The following is a 13943-nucleotide window of genomic DNA, read 5'->3' on the forward strand; positions in this document are numbered from 1 at the left end:
CACTCGGGTGCCCCGGTGATCGTCCGCAGCACCACGCCCGCGCTCTGGAACTGCGGCATCAGGTACAGCCAGCCGATGAGCACGACCAGCACGCTCGCCGTCCGGCGGACGGTCATCGACGACAGCCGCGCCTCGGCGAAGTCGGGCAGCGTGTAGGCCCCCGACCTGCGCAGCGGGGCCGACACCAGGACCAGCAGCACCAGGTAGCCGCCGGTCCAGCCGACCGGCAGCCACAGCATGTCGGCCCCGTAGGCGAGGATCAGCCCGGCCACGCCCAGGAAGGAGGCCGCCGAGAGGTACTCGCCGCCGATCGCGGAGGCGTTCCACAGCGGGGAGACCGTCCGCGAGGCCACGTAGAAGTCGGAGGTGGTGCGCGACAGGCGCAGCCCGAACGCGCCGATCAGCACCGCCGTCACCACGACCAGGACCACCGCGGTGACGCCGGAGGCGGTGCTCACTGGCGCTCGTCCATGATGTCGGCGAAGTGGCGTTCGTTGCGCTCGGCCTGCCGTACGTACAGCCAGGCCCCCGCGACGAAGGCCGGGAAGATCAGCCCGGCCAGCACCGCCCAGGGCAGCGGCAGCGGGCCCAGGTGCACCTCACGCAGCTCCGGCATCAGCAGGAACAGCAGCGGCAGCCCGCCGATCACGCACCCGAGCACGGTGCACACGAACAGGCCGAGCCGGAACTGGGTCCTGATCAGCGAGCGCATGTAGACCTCGCCGAGCCGGGTCTGCTCGTCCAGCTCCCGGGTCACCGGATGGCGCGGACGGCGTGCGGCCACCGTGCGCGGGCTGGTCACCACCACCCTGCGCTGCCGTTCGGTCATCGTCCCCCCTGTGGTGCGAGCTAGCTCTGGGCCTTGCGTGCCCTGCGCACGAGCAGATCACGAAGCTCCCTGGTGTGGCGGCGGCTTACCGGTATTTCCGTTTCGCCGACGCGCACCACACACCGGCCGGAGTCGATGTGCAGCTCGTCGATGTGCTTGACGGCGACCAGGTGGCTGCGGTGGACCCGGACGAACCCCACCGGGGCCCAGCGCTCCTCCAGCGTGGCCAGCGAGATCCGGACCAGGTGGCTGCCGCCCTCGGTGTGCAGCCGGGCGTAGTCGCCCTGCGCCTCGACGTACTTGACGTCGCTGCTGGACACGAACCGGGTGACCCCGCCCAGTTCGACCGGGATGGTGTCCGGTTCGCGGCCTCCCGTCTCCGGGTCGGGCAGCTCGGCGGCGACGCTCACTCGCCGGATCGCCTCGGCCAGCCGTTCCGGGCGTACCGGTTTGAGCAGGTAGTCCTCCGCCTTGATCTCGAACGCGTCCACCGCGTGGTCTTCGTAGGCGGTGACGAACACGACCCTCGGCGGGTTGGCGAACCGCGAGAGCAGCCGGCCCAGCACCACCCCGTCCAGGCCGCGCATGCGGATGTCGAGGAAGACCGCGTCGATGGGCCTGCCCTCGGCGATGCCACGGTCCAAAAGCCGCAGTGCGGCGGCGCCGTCCCTGGCCGTGGCCACTTCGGCGATCCTCGTGTCGGCCCGCAGGAGGTAGGCGAGGTCCTCCAGCGCGGGCAGCTCATCGTCAACAGCGAGGACGCGCAGGCCGACCACCAGGGCTCCCCTCCTTAATCGGCGAATGCACAAGAGCGTGATGAAACCGGCATCAGAAGTCAACGGGTACGCGAGTAGATCAGCGCGCGGACACGCCCGGGTGGTACTTGGGAACGCGTACGTTGATCTTGGTACCGGCGCCCGGAGCGGTCTCCACGACCAGGCCGTACTCGTCACCGTAGACCTGGCGCAGCCGTACGTCCACGTTCGCCAGCCCGACTCCCCCGGCCCCCGAGCGCTCCCCGGATTCGCCCGCCAGTATGCGGCGCAGCCGTTCGGGGTCCATGCCGATGCCGTCGTCCTCCACGCTGATCGAGCACTCCGCGCCGGCGTCCTCGGCGATGATCGAGATGCGGCCGGTGCCCGGCTTGCTCTCCAGTCCGTGCCGCACGGCGTTCTCCACCAGCGGCTGCAGGCACAGGAACGGCACCGCCACCGGCAGCACCTCCGGCGCTATGCGCAGCGTGACCTGGAGCTGGTCGCCGAACCTGGCGCGTTCCAGGGTGAGGTAGCGGTCGATGGAGCGCAGTTCTTCGGCGAGCGTGGTGAAGTCGCCGTGCCTGCGGAAGGAGTAGCGGGTGAAGTCGGCGAACTCCAGCAGCAGTTCCCTGGCCCGCTCGGGGTCGGTGCGGACGAAGGAGCCGATGGTGGTCAGGGAGTTGTAGATGAAGTGCGGGGAGATCTGCGCGCGCAGCGCGCGGACCTCGGCCTCCATCAGCAGGGTGCGGGATCGGTCGAGTTCGGCCAGTTCGAGCTGGGAGTCGACCCAGCGGGCGACCTCCTGGGCGGCGCGGACCAGGCCGGCCGAGGCGTGCCCGCCGTACGCGGTGAGCGTGCCGACCACCCGGTCGTCGGGGGTGAGCGGGACCACCACGGCGAACCTGATCGGGCACTCGGGCTGGTCGCAGGTGACCACGTCGGGGCCGAAGACGTGGGTCCTGCCGTCCTTGAAGGTCTGACCGGCCAGGTCGAAGGCGGCGGCGGCGTGGTGCTCGCCCACACCGTCGTAGACCAGCAGCCGCTCTCCGTCGGTGATCGCCAGGGCCGGTGAGCCGAGGAGTTCGCGCAGGTGGCGGGATGCCTTGGTGGCCCCGGTCTCGGTCAGCCCGGCGCGCAGCGGGGGCGCGGCCAGCGAGGCGGTGTGCAGGGTCTCGAAGGTGGCCCGCTCGGCGGGGCTGCTGCCCAGCTCCCTGCGCCCGCGGAGCACCCGCCACAGCACGAAGGTGGGCACGCTCACCAGAACGGCCACCACGACCACCGCGACGAGGGGTTCCACTGCCACAGCGGCAGGCTAGCCGGTCAGCCGCGCAGCGCGGAACGAATCTTGTCCGCGTAGGAGGCCGCCTCCGCCTCGTCGGCGTACTTGACCCGGGGCCAGAAGAACCCGCGCAGGCCGTCCTTGCGGTTGCGGGGCACGATGTGGACGTGCAGGTGGGCGACGCTCTGGCTGATCCGGTTGTTCATCGCCACGAACGTGCCCGCGGCCGACAGGCCCTCCTCCACGGCGGCGGCCATGGTCTGGACCCGCTGGAAGAACGGCCCGACGGCGGGGACCGGCAGGTCGGTCAGGGTCTCTGCGTGCTCGCGCGGGACGACCAGCACGTGCCCCTTGAACACCGGCCTGGCGTCCAGGAAGGCGACCGCGACCTCGTCGTCCAGCACGATCTGCGCGGGCTGCGCGCCCGCGGCGATGGCACAGAAAAGGCACTCCACGCCCATCAGTCTGTCAGCCCGGCGGCGCCCTCCGGACGGGGTCGCGGCCTATCCGCGGCGGCGGCGGAGCAGGCGGCGGGCGATCAGGGCGACGGCGGTGCCCGCCGCGAGCATCAGGAACTTGGTCGGCCTGCGCCGTTCGCGGATCTCGGCCGCGGCCTCGCCGATCCGGTCGGCGTCACTGGACGGCGGGGCCGCCGGGCGGGTGCGGTCCAGGCCCGCCGGGGCGGACGTCCCCGCTATCGGTTCGCCGCTCCCACGGCCGGATGCGGGGGTGGGCACGCCGGTGTCCTCACCGGTGCCCCGGTGGGCCTCCCGAGCGGCCTCCTCACCCGTCTCGCGCTGGGTGGGCGGGACGTTCAGCGAACCGCTCTCATCGGCCCGTACGGCCTCGCCCACGGGGTGTCTGCGGGCCCCCACCTCACCGGCGGTGTGCCGGGCCGACGGCCCTCCTGGGTCGGTCTCGCTCATCTCGCACCTCCACATGACTCGACCGTCGAATCTCGATAGTCGGGGAATGTGGGGATTCGTCTACCCGGGACAGCGCGGGCAAACCAGGCGGCCGCTCAGCGGTCCTCGAAGGCGGCCGGGACCATCACCCGCAGGCCGTTCGGCACCGTGCGCAGGGTCAGCGGGGTGCGCAGCCGTACCTCGCCGTCCACCTCGGCGGCCATCGGCGGGTCGGTCTCCAGCAGCATCTCGCCGCCGACGACGAACGGCCCGCCCGCCAGGCTGCGCCAGCGCCCGCTGACCGCCCTGACCATGGTCTCCAGCAGCAGCCGCAGCAGTTTGCCCGAGCCGAGCTGGTAGGCCACCAGCGTGCCGTCGTCGATGCTCATGTCCCTGGCCACCTTCCGGCCGCCGTGGAACCGGCCGTTGGCCACGTTGAGCTGGTGGGTCAGCAGTTCGTGGCGGCGGCCGTCCACAGTGATGTAGGCGCGGAAGGGCCGGTACCGCGGGAGCACGGCGAGCGCGGTCAGCGGATAGGCCGCGCGCCCGACCAGCCGCTTGAGCCACGGCCGTACCCTGCTCGCCACCTCGACCGACACCCCGAAGCTCGCCAGGTTGGCGAAGGGCCGGTCGCCCGCCATGCCGACGTCCACGTCGGCGACCTTGCCGGTGCGGAACACCTCGGCCGCGCCCGGCAGGTCGAGCGGCAGGCCCAGGCTGCGGGCGAAGTTGTTGGTGGTGCCGAGCGGCAGCACGCCGAGCGCGACATCACGCTGGGCCAGGTGCTTGACCGCGGTGCTCAGGGTGCCGTCGCCGCCACCGACGATGAGCAGGTCGGGGCCGAGGGCCAGGGCGCTCTCCAGCGTCTGGCGCAGCCGCTTGGGGTTGACCACCGCGTGGACCGCCATCGGTTCCAGGCCCTTGGCGTCCAGCAGGCGCAGCACCTCGGGGAAGCGGCGGCGGCCCCGGCGCGAGTGGGTGTTGACCACCACGGCGATCTTGCGGTCGGTCCTGATGGCCGCCGTGTGCTCGTCCTTGCTGCGCTGCTCGCTCACGCTTCCCCTCATCCGGTACGGCCGGGCGGGCCCGCCCGATTCCGAGCACATCGTACGGCCCTCATGCGAACGCGTCGCCGCGGCCGGGAGACCGGCCGCGGCGACGCGCCTTCGATCAGCGGAATCGATCCTCGCGACCTACTTCTTGGGCGGGGTCACCTGGATCAGGGCGGCGAGGTTGCCGGGCAGCGGGGCGAGCAGCCGGAGCTGGACGCCGAGCGCCTTGTTCTCGTCGCCGGGGTTGCCGGAGCCGAGCACGTGGTTGCCGGTGATGACCTGGCCGTACAGCTCCTTGGCGGGAGTGCCGTCCACGTTCACGACGCGCGTGGAGTAAGCCTGGTCGTTCTTGGAGGGCACGACCACCGAGGCGTCGCCGTCGCGGTAGTACAGCCCGTCCTCGCGCACCTCGATGCCCGGGTACCAGGTCTTGGCGTCGGTGAAGTGCGGGACCGCCGGGAGCGCGGAGAACTTGGTGCAGTACTCGCTGAACGGCTCGTCGGCCGCCTCCAGGCACTCGGTGAACGGGTAGGTCTTCTTGAACGAGAAGGCCGCGTTGGAGGTCTGGACCCGGCCCTGGAGGTTCTTGCTCAGGTTGGGGTCCTTCTCGGCGGCCTCGCCGGTGCGCCGCAGCGGCTCGTAGTGCGAGTCGACCAGCAGCAGGCTGCCCTTGGGGCCGATGCTCGGCGGGGCGCCGATGGTGTCGGCGATGTTGTTGGTGGTGTGGGTGGAGTCGCGGTACCAGACCAGCATGCCCGGGGCGTTGTACTTGACCTTCTCCACCTTCCACGCGCCGTCACGCAGGTAGGAGGTGTCGTAGGCGTACTGCAGGCCCTTGTCGAAGCCGTCCAGGTTGCGCCACTCGGCGAGGTAGAACCGGTCGATGGCGCGGAAGCCGTCGTTCTGGTTCCAGCCGGCACCGTGGGTGTTGGTGTGCGAGCCGCCCATGGTCAGCCAGCCGTTGGCGCCGTTCTCGACGTCGTCGCTCCACACGGTCTCGGTGCCGTTGGTGAGGGCGAAGTCGTCGGCGTGCCAGCCGCGCGGGGTGTAGGCGGCGTCGGAGTTGTAGGTCAGCCTGAGCTTGATCGTCTTACCGGCGAACGGGGTCAGGTTGACGTAGTCGTGCCGCCAGCCGTCGGTGTCGCCGGTCAGGCCGTACTTCTTGTTGCCGAAGGTGGCGAGGTTCTTGTTCGGGTCGGGGTAACCGTCGGGGGTGGTCACCTCGGCGCCGGCCTCGTTGTAGACCTTCTGCTGGGTCCAGGTGGCGCCGTTGTCGGTGGACACCTCGATGAAGCCGTAGTCCCAGTCGGCCTCGATCTCGTAGTTGTTCCACAGCCAGAACTTCACGTCCGTGCCGCTCGGCACCTGGATGTCGCGGGCGAGCTTGACGTCGGCCCACTCCTGGTCCAGGTTGGACCACCAGGTCTTGGATCCGCTGTGCGGCTTGACCATCGCCAGCGGCTCGCTCTTCAGGTTCACCCGCACACCGTCTTCGGTGTACTTCGGAGTGCGCGAGGTCTGGCCGACGGGCACCACCCGCGACTTGTCACCGGGGTTGAAGGTCTTCGGGTTGGCCCAGCCGAGCACCCACTTGTCCCACAGGCCCATGTGGGTCGGCATGGACTGGAAGATCGGGCCCGAGTGGGAGCCGCTGGACATCAGGTCCCAGAAGTCGACCGCGCTCTCGGCGTTGCCGGAGGTGTCGTACAGGTCGGGCAGGCCCAGGTCGTGACCGTACTCGTGGGCGAACACGCCGACGCCGGAGTCCTCCGGCTGCACGATGTAGTTGGAGATCTTCTTGTCGGTGCCGGGGATGACGTGGCCGCCCGCCACCGCGCTGGAGTGCGCCCAGATGGCGTAGGTGCCCTGCTCGCCGCCGTCACCGGACTTGTCCGCGCCGGCGTGGACCAGCACGAGGTGGTCGATCACGCCGTCGGGCTCGACGTAGTTGCCGTCGCCGTCGGCGTCGGAGACGTCCTCAAGGTCGTAGTCGGCCCAGGGGAAGTCCGGCTGCTGGGCCGCCAGGACGTTCACCGCGTCGATCGCGAGCTGGGCCGCGCCGACCTTGTTGTCCGGGTGGCCGGACATGTCCTGGGAGGCTCCGCCACAGGCGGCGGCGCCGTACCACGCCTCGGAGTGCGGGGCCTTGATCCAGCCGACCGCCTCGCCGGTGACCGAGTAGGCGCCCTTGGACATCTCCTCGTACATGTTCTTCATGGTGTAGCCGGAGATGTCGATGCCCGGCTTGCCATCCGGGCCCTTGAGGTCCTTTCGGACCCGCTCGGTGATGCCCGTCTTGGTGTACAGCATCTTGTTGAAGTGCGCGGGGCTGAAGTCCGGCACCCAGAAGCTGTTGTTGTCCTTCTTGGGCAGCGTGGCGGGGTCGGGGAGATCATTGTGGAGCGGGCCGTTCAGCAGCGTGCCGGGCGGCTCGGTGACACAGTCGCTGGCGGGGCTGCCGATGACGCGCGGACGCTTGAATCCGGAGAAGTCGTCATTGGCGTTCTCATTGAACTCCACGAGCAGCGTGAGCAGCTTGGCCGTCCGCGTCTGCTTGGACTTCTTGAAGATGAACTCCGCGGGGTTTTTCCCGGTCCTGATCGCCTCGCGCTCCCGCTGCGCGAGGATCCGGCCGGTGACCGGGTTACCGCTGGAGAATTTCCGGTCCACCTTCTCCGCCGGCGACAGCGAACGGGCCCGGTCGTCGACCGAGCGCTCGTCCTGCTCCCGCTGGACACGGGGAGCGGCGTAGTTGATGTAATGGTCGGCGGCGCTCGGCTGGTAACGGGCGACCGACGCGTCCGAAGGAGCGGCGGCCCCCACCACCGTCAATCCGGCGGCGGTTAACCCGATCGCAGGCACGATCGCGAGTAGGCGCCGCCCGGCGCCCCTGCCTCTGCTGGACAACAGACTGTTCCTCCCTCGCCCGGGTTTACCGGGCACAAGTCCTGGCATACCGGGTGTCAGCATGCCGTCACTGGATCTCTGCGACGCCTGTGACGCGGCACCTAGAAATCCGCAATCGGGACGTTAGAGGAGAAGGTAAACCAGGAGTAAACCGGATTCTGTATGTTGCGGAATTGTGATCAATTTGCAGTACAAAAAGGGCATATCAGGATAATTCCGGCAGCTATTCATAACGCTGAAGCGATTTCCATAGCACAGCCTCGGCGGTGCCCGGTCCGGCCTCCCCGTCGGCGGGCCGCCCGCCAGCCGGAAACGGAACGCCGTACCGCCACACGGAAGGCCGGGTGAAGGTCGCGAAAGGGCGCCGCGTAGAGTCGCAGACGTGACCGGCTCCACCATTGATGTCCTTGCCAAGGCCCTCCCCGATGGGCGGGTGCTCACCGACCCCGACGTGACCGACTCCTACTCCCGTGACCGGACCTTCCTGGCGCCCGGCGCGGCGCTCGGCGTGGTCCTCGCGCAGAGCCGCGACGACGTGATCGAGACGCTGCGGTGGGCGACCGCGCACCGGGTGCCCGTCGTACCGCGCGGCGCGGGCACCGGCCTGGCCGGCGGGGCCACGGCGAGCGAGGGCTGCGTGGTCCTCTCCGTGGCGAAGATGGCGCAGATCAAGGAACTGTCCGCCGCCGACGAGATCGCGGTCGTCGAGCCCGGCGTGATCACCGCCGACCTCGACGCGGCCGCCAGGGAGCACGGGCTGATGTACGCGCCCGACCCCTCCTCCTACGAGATCTCCACGGTCGGCGGCAACCTGGCCACCAACGCGGGGGGCCTGCGCTGCGTCAAGTACGGCGTGACCCGCGACTCGGCGCTCGGCCTGGAAGTCGTGCTCGCCGACGGCCAGGTGCTCAACACCGGCCGCCGTACCGTCAAGGGCGTCACCGGCTACGACCTGACCGGGCTGTTCGTCGGCTCCGAGGGCACGCTCGGGGTGATCACCGCGGCCACGGTACGGCTGCGCCGCGCCCCGCTCGGCCCGCCCGCCACGATCGCCGCCGAGTTCGCCTCGCTGCGCGACGCCGCCTCGGCGGTGTCGGCGATCATCGCCGCCGGCTGCCAGCCGTCCCTGCTCGAACTGCTCGACCGGGCCACGCTCAAGGCCATCGACGACTGGCGCAACATCGGCCTGGAGGCGGGCGTGGCGGGCATGCTGATCGCCCAGTCCGACGCCACCGACGGCCAGGCCGTGGCCCGGCGGATGCACGACCTCTGCATGGAGAACGGCGCGTCGTTCGTCGCCGTGTCGGACAGCCCGGCCGAGAGCGAGGAACTGATCGGCATTCGCCGGATGGCCTACACGGCCAAGGAGCGCCTGGGCAACTGCCTGGTCGAGGACGTCTGCGTGCCGCGTTCCGCGCTGCCGGACATGATGACCGCCATCGAGGGCGCCGCGGCCCGGCACGACGTGCTGATCTGCACGGTCGCGCACGCCGGCGACGGCAACCTGCACCCGGTGTTCGTCTTCGACCACGGCGTCCCCGAGCCGCCGCAGAACGTCTGGGACGCGGCCGACGAGGTCTTCCGGGCCGCCTTGGACCTCGGCGGCACGCTCACCGGCGAGCACGGCGTCGGCCTGCTCAAGCGGCGCTGGCTGGAACTGGAGACCGGCCCGCTGGCGAGCGGCATCAACGCCGGCATCAAGAAGGTCTTCGATCCGCTGGGCATCCTCAACCCCGGCAAGGCCATCTGAGCACCGGCCGGATCCACCCCTGGCAGGATCGCGATTCCCAGCCGCATCATGCCGCACACTGGTAGCGTGACACGCCAGAGTTAGGCTTTTTCAGGTGATTTGTCGGGGGTGGAGCAACCGGTGCAGGTCCGGCCGCTGAGCACAGAAGACCCGCGCCGCCTGGGTCCCTTCGAGCTGGTCGGCCGGCTCGGCGAAGGCGGCCAGGGGGTCGTTTATCTGGGCCGCGGTCCCGCGGGCGAGCAGGTCGCGGTCAAGCTCCTGCACAGCGGCCTGACCGCCGACGAGGAGGCGCGGACGCGCTTCCTGCGCGAGGTGGCGGTGGCCCAGCGGGTGGCGCGGTTCTGCACCGCCCCGGTACTGCACGCGGACCTCGCGGGCAACCGCCCCTACATCGTCAGCGAGTACGTCCCAGGCCCCTCGCTCCGCGAACTCGTGGACCGCGAGGGGCCGCGGCGGGGCGGGGCGCTGGAACGGCTGGCGATCGCCACCGCCACCGCGCTGGCCGCCATCCACCGGGCCGGAATCCTGCACCGCGACCTCAAGCCCGCCAACGTGCTGATGGGCCCGGAAGGGCCGGTGGTCATCGACTTCGGCATCGCCAGGGCACTGGACGCGCCGGGCACCACCGCGACCGGCATGGCCATCGGCACGCCGTCCTACCTCGCCCCGGAACAGCTCGCGGGCGACCCGGTCTCCCCCGCCTCCGACGTTTTCGCCTGGGGCGTCACGATGGTGTTCGCCGCCACCGGGAGGCCGGCCTTCGGCCAGGACTCCATTCCGGTGGTGATGAACCGGATTCTGCACAACGATCCGGAGCTGGGTGGCCTGGACGGGCCGATCCGCGAGGTCGTGGTGGCCTGCCTGTCCAAGGACCCGTCCCTGCGGCCGACGGCCGAGGATCTCGTCGGGCACCTGACCGGGCGGGCGGCGGGGCCGCTGCGCCGCCCGGCCGTACCGCACGGCGGGCGACCGAGCGCCGAAGCGCCCACCGGGCCGTTGAACACGCCCCGGCGCGGCGGCCGGTTCAAGCGGCCCGCGGTACTGGTCGCGGCCCTGGCGGCGGGCGCGGTGGTCCTGGGCGGCGGCTCGGTGGTGCTCGCCAGGACCGGGACGCTCACCCTGATGGCCGACAGCCTCACCCCGGGCACGCCGCAGGCGGCCGGGACCGCGCGGGAGCGGGTCGTCCCGCCGAGCCAGGCCGGACCGCCGCCGCGGACGCCCGAGACCAGTGCCTGGCAGTCGCCCGCGCCGCCGCGCAAGACCCGCGCGCGGCACGATCCGCCGCGCGACGACGCGGCCAGCCGTACCGGGGAGCAGGCGAACGAGCCCGGCCCCCGGCACACCAAGACCCACGAGCCGAAGCCTGAGCCGACGCGCAAGCCCACCGAGCCCGGCCCCGAGCCGAGCGCGACGGCCGGCCCGCCGGAGCCCACCGCCAAGCCGACGGTCAAGCCGACCAGCAGGCCGTCTCCGACGAAGACCACCACGACGCCCAGGCCGAGGCCGACCAGGACCACCGCGCCGTCCAAGCCGAATCCGCACACCCCCGCGGGCGTCTGCGGGCCCGGCTACAAGGTGATCAACTCCCATGGGCTCGGTGGCGGCGCCACCGTGTTCCTGCTCTTCAACGCCTCGGCGGGCCGCAACTGCGTCGTGACGATGTCGAAGTACGTGATACCGGCCAAGGTCGCGATGAGCGCCACGCTCAAGGTGAAGGGCGGGGCCTCCGGCGGCGACGGCGGCCGGTTCACCGCCTACGCCGGGCCGGTACGGCTGCCCGCCGTCAAGAAATGCGTCATCTGGGGCGGCTCCTTCAAGTCGGCCCGCTGGACCAGCGGCTGGAGCCACTGCGGCTGACGCCCGGCCATCGGGGAGGCCCATGATCGGGCGTGCGCCGCCGCATGCGAAAGTTGGAACCCCCGAGGCAGCGCACGATCGGATGGTGGGTTGACGTGGAAGAGCTGGTATACACGCGAGCGGCCGACGGCGTGGCGACGATCACGATGGACTCGCCGCGCAACCGCAACGCCCTGTCCGCACGGTTGCTCGACGAGCTGGCCGACCGGCTGCGCTGGGCGCTGGACGAGGACGGCGTGCGGGTCATCGTGCTCACCGCGACCGGCACGGTCTTCTGCTCGGGGGCCGACCTGAAGGAGCAGCGGGCCGCAGAGCCGGGCCGCCCCGCGTCCGCGCCGGTGACCGGGGCGCTGCCGGAGATCATGAGCCTGCTGTGGAACAGCCCCAAACCGGTCATCTGCCGGCTCAACGGCACCGCCCGGGCCGGGGGGCTCGGCCTGGTGGCGGCCTGCGACTTCGCCATCGCCCCGCGGTCGGCGTCGTTCGCGTTCAGCGAGGTACGACTGGGCGTGGTGCCGGCGATGATCTCGGTCACCGTGCTGCGGCGGGTGGAACCGCGCGCCGCAGCGGAGTACTTCCTGACCGGCGAGGTCTTCGATGCCGACCGGGCCGCGCAGATCGGGCTGCTGACCAGGGCGGTACCTGACGACGAGCTGGACGCCACGGTCGAGCACTACGCCGGCATGCTGCGCCTCGGCGGCCCGGAGGCGCTGGCGATCGCCAAGCGCCTGGTGCGCGAGGTGCCCGCCCTACCGCTTGAAGAGGGCATGCACCGCATGGCCGGACTCTCCGCCGAACGCTTCACCTCCGAAGAAGGCCAGGAGGGCATCCGCGCCTTCGCCGAGAAGCGCCGCCCGTCCTGGGCCCGCTGACCCTCGTGCGCGACTGCGCACTTGTGGCGTGGCGTGCACGGCGTTGCAGTTTTGTGACCGTAATTTATACCTTCTGGGTAGCTATAAAGATCCTATACCCATTGATCGCTACAATTGCGCGCAATTGCAAATGCGAGGTCCGCTCGGGGAAGGATCGATCATGCGCCTGCGATTCCTCGGTTCCACGTCCGAGGCGGGAGCCTGCCCATCGCTCTACGAGACCGATCGGGGCACCATCGTCGTCCAGGGCCTGCGGGTCACCGACGGCGAGGCGCTCGGTGACCTGCGCGACGTGCTCGAAGGCGAGACCGTCGTCGAGATCCCCCGGGAACTGCTCACGGAGGTGGCCAAGCGGGTCCTCGGCCGCTGAGGGCGCGGCGGGGCGCGGGGCGGCCGGGGAGCGTTGATCACGATTCGGGCGCGCCCACTGGATAGAACGGCGAGCGCGGTCTACTCTCGTCCGCATTCGTGACTCCTCGGACCGGAGCGACAGGGTCCTGGCGTCGCCGGCCGTCCGGCGCCCCACCCGGAGGTAGGTTTGAGCAGCTTCCAGCAGGCCCGGATCGATTTGGGCATGCACCTCCGGCAACTACGCGAGGCCGCCCATCTGTCGGGCAAGGAACTCGCCGAGCGCCTCGGCTGGCAGCCGTCGAAGGTCTCCAGGCTGGAGAACGCGCGACAGACGGCCTCCGAGGACGACGTGGTGGTGTGGGCTCAAGCGGTGGACGCCCCGCCCGAGGTCGTGGACAAGCTGATCGCCCAGGTGATCGGCCTGGTGGAGCGGCATGACTCCTGGCGGCAGCGGCACCGCAGCGGACTGGCCGCCATCCAGGAGGACATGCGCGACCTTGAGGCCCGGACGCAGTTGTTCCGGGTGTTCGAGCCGGGCCTGGTCATCGGGCTGTTGCAGACGGCAGAGTACGCGCGCAACGTGTTCGCGAAGGTCAAGCGCCTCTACAGCGCGGCCGAGGAGATCGACGCGGCGATCCGGGTGCGGATGCAACGGCAGGAGATCCTTTACGACGGCAGGCGGCGGTTCCGGTTTCTGATGCCGGAGGCGGCGTTGCGCTACCGGCTCGCGCCGCTCAACGTGATGCGCGGCCAGTTGGACCGGCTGCTCGCGGTGAGCACGCTGCCCAACGTGGAGTTCGGTGTGGTGCCGTTCGAGGCGCCGCTCCCCTCGGCCGTGCTGAACGGGTTCTGGATCTACAACGAGACGCTGGTCGGCGTCGCCACCCGGACCAAGGAGCTGATGCTCCGCGATCCGGAGGACATCGCCTTCTACGGACGTGTGTTCGAAGAGTTCTGCGAGATCGCGGCTTTCGACGACGAGGCCCGCGCGGTGATCGTGCGCGTGCTGGACGACTTCGATCGGCAGACCGAATCTCCCGCGAACTAAATGCCGCAATTGCTTGCTTGGCCGGATTGATCGTGCAATCCTGTCGCAAGAAAAAGTTGCGGAGGTGACTCACGATGATGGACACATTGTCCTGTCTTGAGCGCTTCGCCGGTGCGACCCGGCGGCATGCCGATCTTTCGGTGCAGAGCATCGCCCTGAACAGCGACCCGGCCTACGTGTGCGTCCGCAACCGGTTCAGTTCGACGCTGTTCGAAACGGTCACCTGCGCCGAAGGCGCCTTCGTGACCTCCTGGGGCTACCGCCTGGGCGACATGGACGACGTGGACGCCGCCGCCGCCCGCCTGGCCTTCCTACTGGCCGCCCTCCCCGCCTGAACC

Annotated in this window: 14 protein-coding genes; 6 read left to right on the plus strand and 8 right to left on the minus strand. The window is 70.4% G+C overall.

Annotated features, from left to right (window positions below):
- The 8 genes from C1I98_RS22840 to C1I98_RS22875 all read right to left on the minus strand — a co-directional run.
- A partial coding sequence (locus C1I98_RS22840; protein ID WP_438672103.1) for a sodium:solute symporter family transporter occupies positions 1–458 on the minus strand: 458 nt, incomplete at its 3' end.
- Positions 455–829 carry a hypothetical protein gene (locus C1I98_RS22845; RefSeq protein WP_111169479.1) on the minus strand — a complete coding sequence of 125 codons (375 nt, stop codon included), beginning with the start codon at positions 827–829 and terminating at the stop codon, positions 455–457. The genes C1I98_RS22840 and C1I98_RS22845, both read right to left, overlap by 4 nt.
- A gap of 20 nt (positions 830–849) precedes the next feature.
- Positions 850–1605 carry a LytR/AlgR family response regulator transcription factor gene (locus C1I98_RS22850; RefSeq protein ID WP_111169480.1) on the minus strand — a complete coding sequence of 252 codons (756 nt, stop codon included), beginning with the start codon at positions 1603–1605 and terminating at the stop codon, positions 850–852.
- Positions 1606–1684: 79 nt separating this feature from the next.
- Positions 1685–2881 carry a histidine kinase gene (locus C1I98_RS22855; protein WP_111169481.1) on the minus strand — a complete coding sequence of 399 codons (1197 nt, stop codon included), beginning with the start codon at positions 2879–2881 and terminating at the stop codon, positions 1685–1687.
- A gap of 23 nt (positions 2882–2904) precedes the next feature.
- A complete protein-coding gene (locus C1I98_RS22860; RefSeq protein ID WP_111169482.1) occupies positions 2905–3324 on the minus strand; it encodes an HIT family protein in 420 nt (139 codons plus the stop codon).
- 42 nt (positions 3325–3366) lie between these two features.
- Entirely contained in the window at positions 3367–3789 is a 423-nt protein-coding gene (locus C1I98_RS22865; RefSeq protein ID WP_111169483.1) for a hypothetical protein, read from the minus strand.
- Between the two features lie 95 nt (positions 3790–3884).
- Complete coding sequence (locus tag C1I98_RS22870) at positions 3885–4823, minus strand: diacylglycerol/lipid kinase family protein (RefSeq protein WP_111169484.1); 939 nt, start codon at positions 4821–4823, stop codon at positions 3885–3887.
- A 138-nt stretch (positions 4824–4961) separates the two neighbouring features.
- Positions 4962–7682, minus strand: coding sequence for an immune inhibitor A domain-containing protein (locus tag C1I98_RS22875; protein WP_233508089.1), 2721 nt, complete (start codon positions 7680–7682; stop codon positions 4962–4964).
- Between the two features lie 427 nt (positions 7683–8109).
- Between C1I98_RS22875 and C1I98_RS22880 the strand changes: the two genes are divergently transcribed.
- From C1I98_RS22880 to C1I98_RS22905, 6 genes are all read left to right on the plus strand, one after another.
- Positions 8110–9477 carry an FAD-binding oxidoreductase gene (locus C1I98_RS22880; RefSeq protein ID WP_233508090.1) on the plus strand — a complete coding sequence of 456 codons (1368 nt, stop codon included), beginning with the start codon at positions 8110–8112 and terminating at the stop codon, positions 9475–9477.
- Between the two features lie 108 nt (positions 9478–9585).
- Positions 9586–11334 carry a serine/threonine protein kinase gene (locus tag C1I98_RS40635; protein WP_233508091.1) on the plus strand — a complete coding sequence of 583 codons (1749 nt, stop codon included), beginning with the start codon at positions 9586–9588 and terminating at the stop codon, positions 11332–11334.
- 44 nt (positions 11335–11378) lie between these two features.
- Positions 11379–12206 carry an enoyl-CoA hydratase-related protein gene (locus tag C1I98_RS22890; RefSeq protein WP_111169486.1) on the plus strand — a complete coding sequence of 276 codons (828 nt, stop codon included), beginning with the start codon at positions 11379–11381 and terminating at the stop codon, positions 12204–12206.
- 160 nt (positions 12207–12366) lie between these two features.
- Positions 12367–12576 (plus strand): hypothetical protein, encoded by a 210-nt coding sequence (locus C1I98_RS22895; protein ID WP_111169487.1) that lies wholly within the window; start codon positions 12367–12369, stop codon positions 12574–12576.
- Between the two features lie 168 nt (positions 12577–12744).
- A complete protein-coding gene (locus C1I98_RS22900; protein WP_111169488.1) occupies positions 12745–13605 on the plus strand; it encodes a helix-turn-helix domain-containing protein in 861 nt (286 codons plus the stop codon).
- A 74-nt stretch (positions 13606–13679) separates the two neighbouring features.
- Positions 13680–13940, plus strand: a complete 261-nt coding sequence (locus tag C1I98_RS22905; RefSeq protein ID WP_111169489.1) for a hypothetical protein — start codon at positions 13680–13682, stop codon at positions 13938–13940.
- Positions 13941–13943 lie beyond the last annotated feature (3 nt).

It is taken from the genome of Spongiactinospora gelatinilytica, from assembly GCF_003236385.1.
In the GTDB taxonomy this organism is placed as follows: domain Bacteria; phylum Actinomycetota; class Actinomycetes; order Streptosporangiales; family Streptosporangiaceae; genus Spongiactinospora; species Spongiactinospora gelatinilytica.

What these genes read in the sequence shown, in the direction of transcription:
- C1I98_RS22845 (WP_111169479.1), bottom strand. Translation starts at nt 829, where the DNA reads ATGACCGAACGGCAGCGCAGGGTGGTGGTGACCAGCCCGCGCACGGTG.
- C1I98_RS22860 (WP_111169482.1), bottom strand. Translation starts at nt 3,324, where the DNA reads ATGGGCGTGGAGTGCCTTTTCTGTGCCATCGCCGCGGGCGCGCAGCCC.
- C1I98_RS22865 (WP_111169483.1), bottom strand. Translation starts at nt 3,789, where the DNA reads ATGAGCGAGACCGACCCAGGAGGGCCGTCGGCCCGGCACACCGCCGGT.
- C1I98_RS22890 (WP_111169486.1), top strand. Translation starts at nt 11,379, where the DNA reads ATGCGAAAGTTGGAACCCCCGAGGCAGCGCACGATCGGATGGTGGGTT.
- C1I98_RS22895 (WP_111169487.1), top strand. Translation starts at nt 12,367, where the DNA reads ATGCGCCTGCGATTCCTCGGTTCCACGTCCGAGGCGGGAGCCTGCCCA.
- C1I98_RS22905 (WP_111169489.1), top strand. Translation starts at nt 13,680, where the DNA reads ATGATGGACACATTGTCCTGTCTTGAGCGCTTCGCCGGTGCGACCCGG.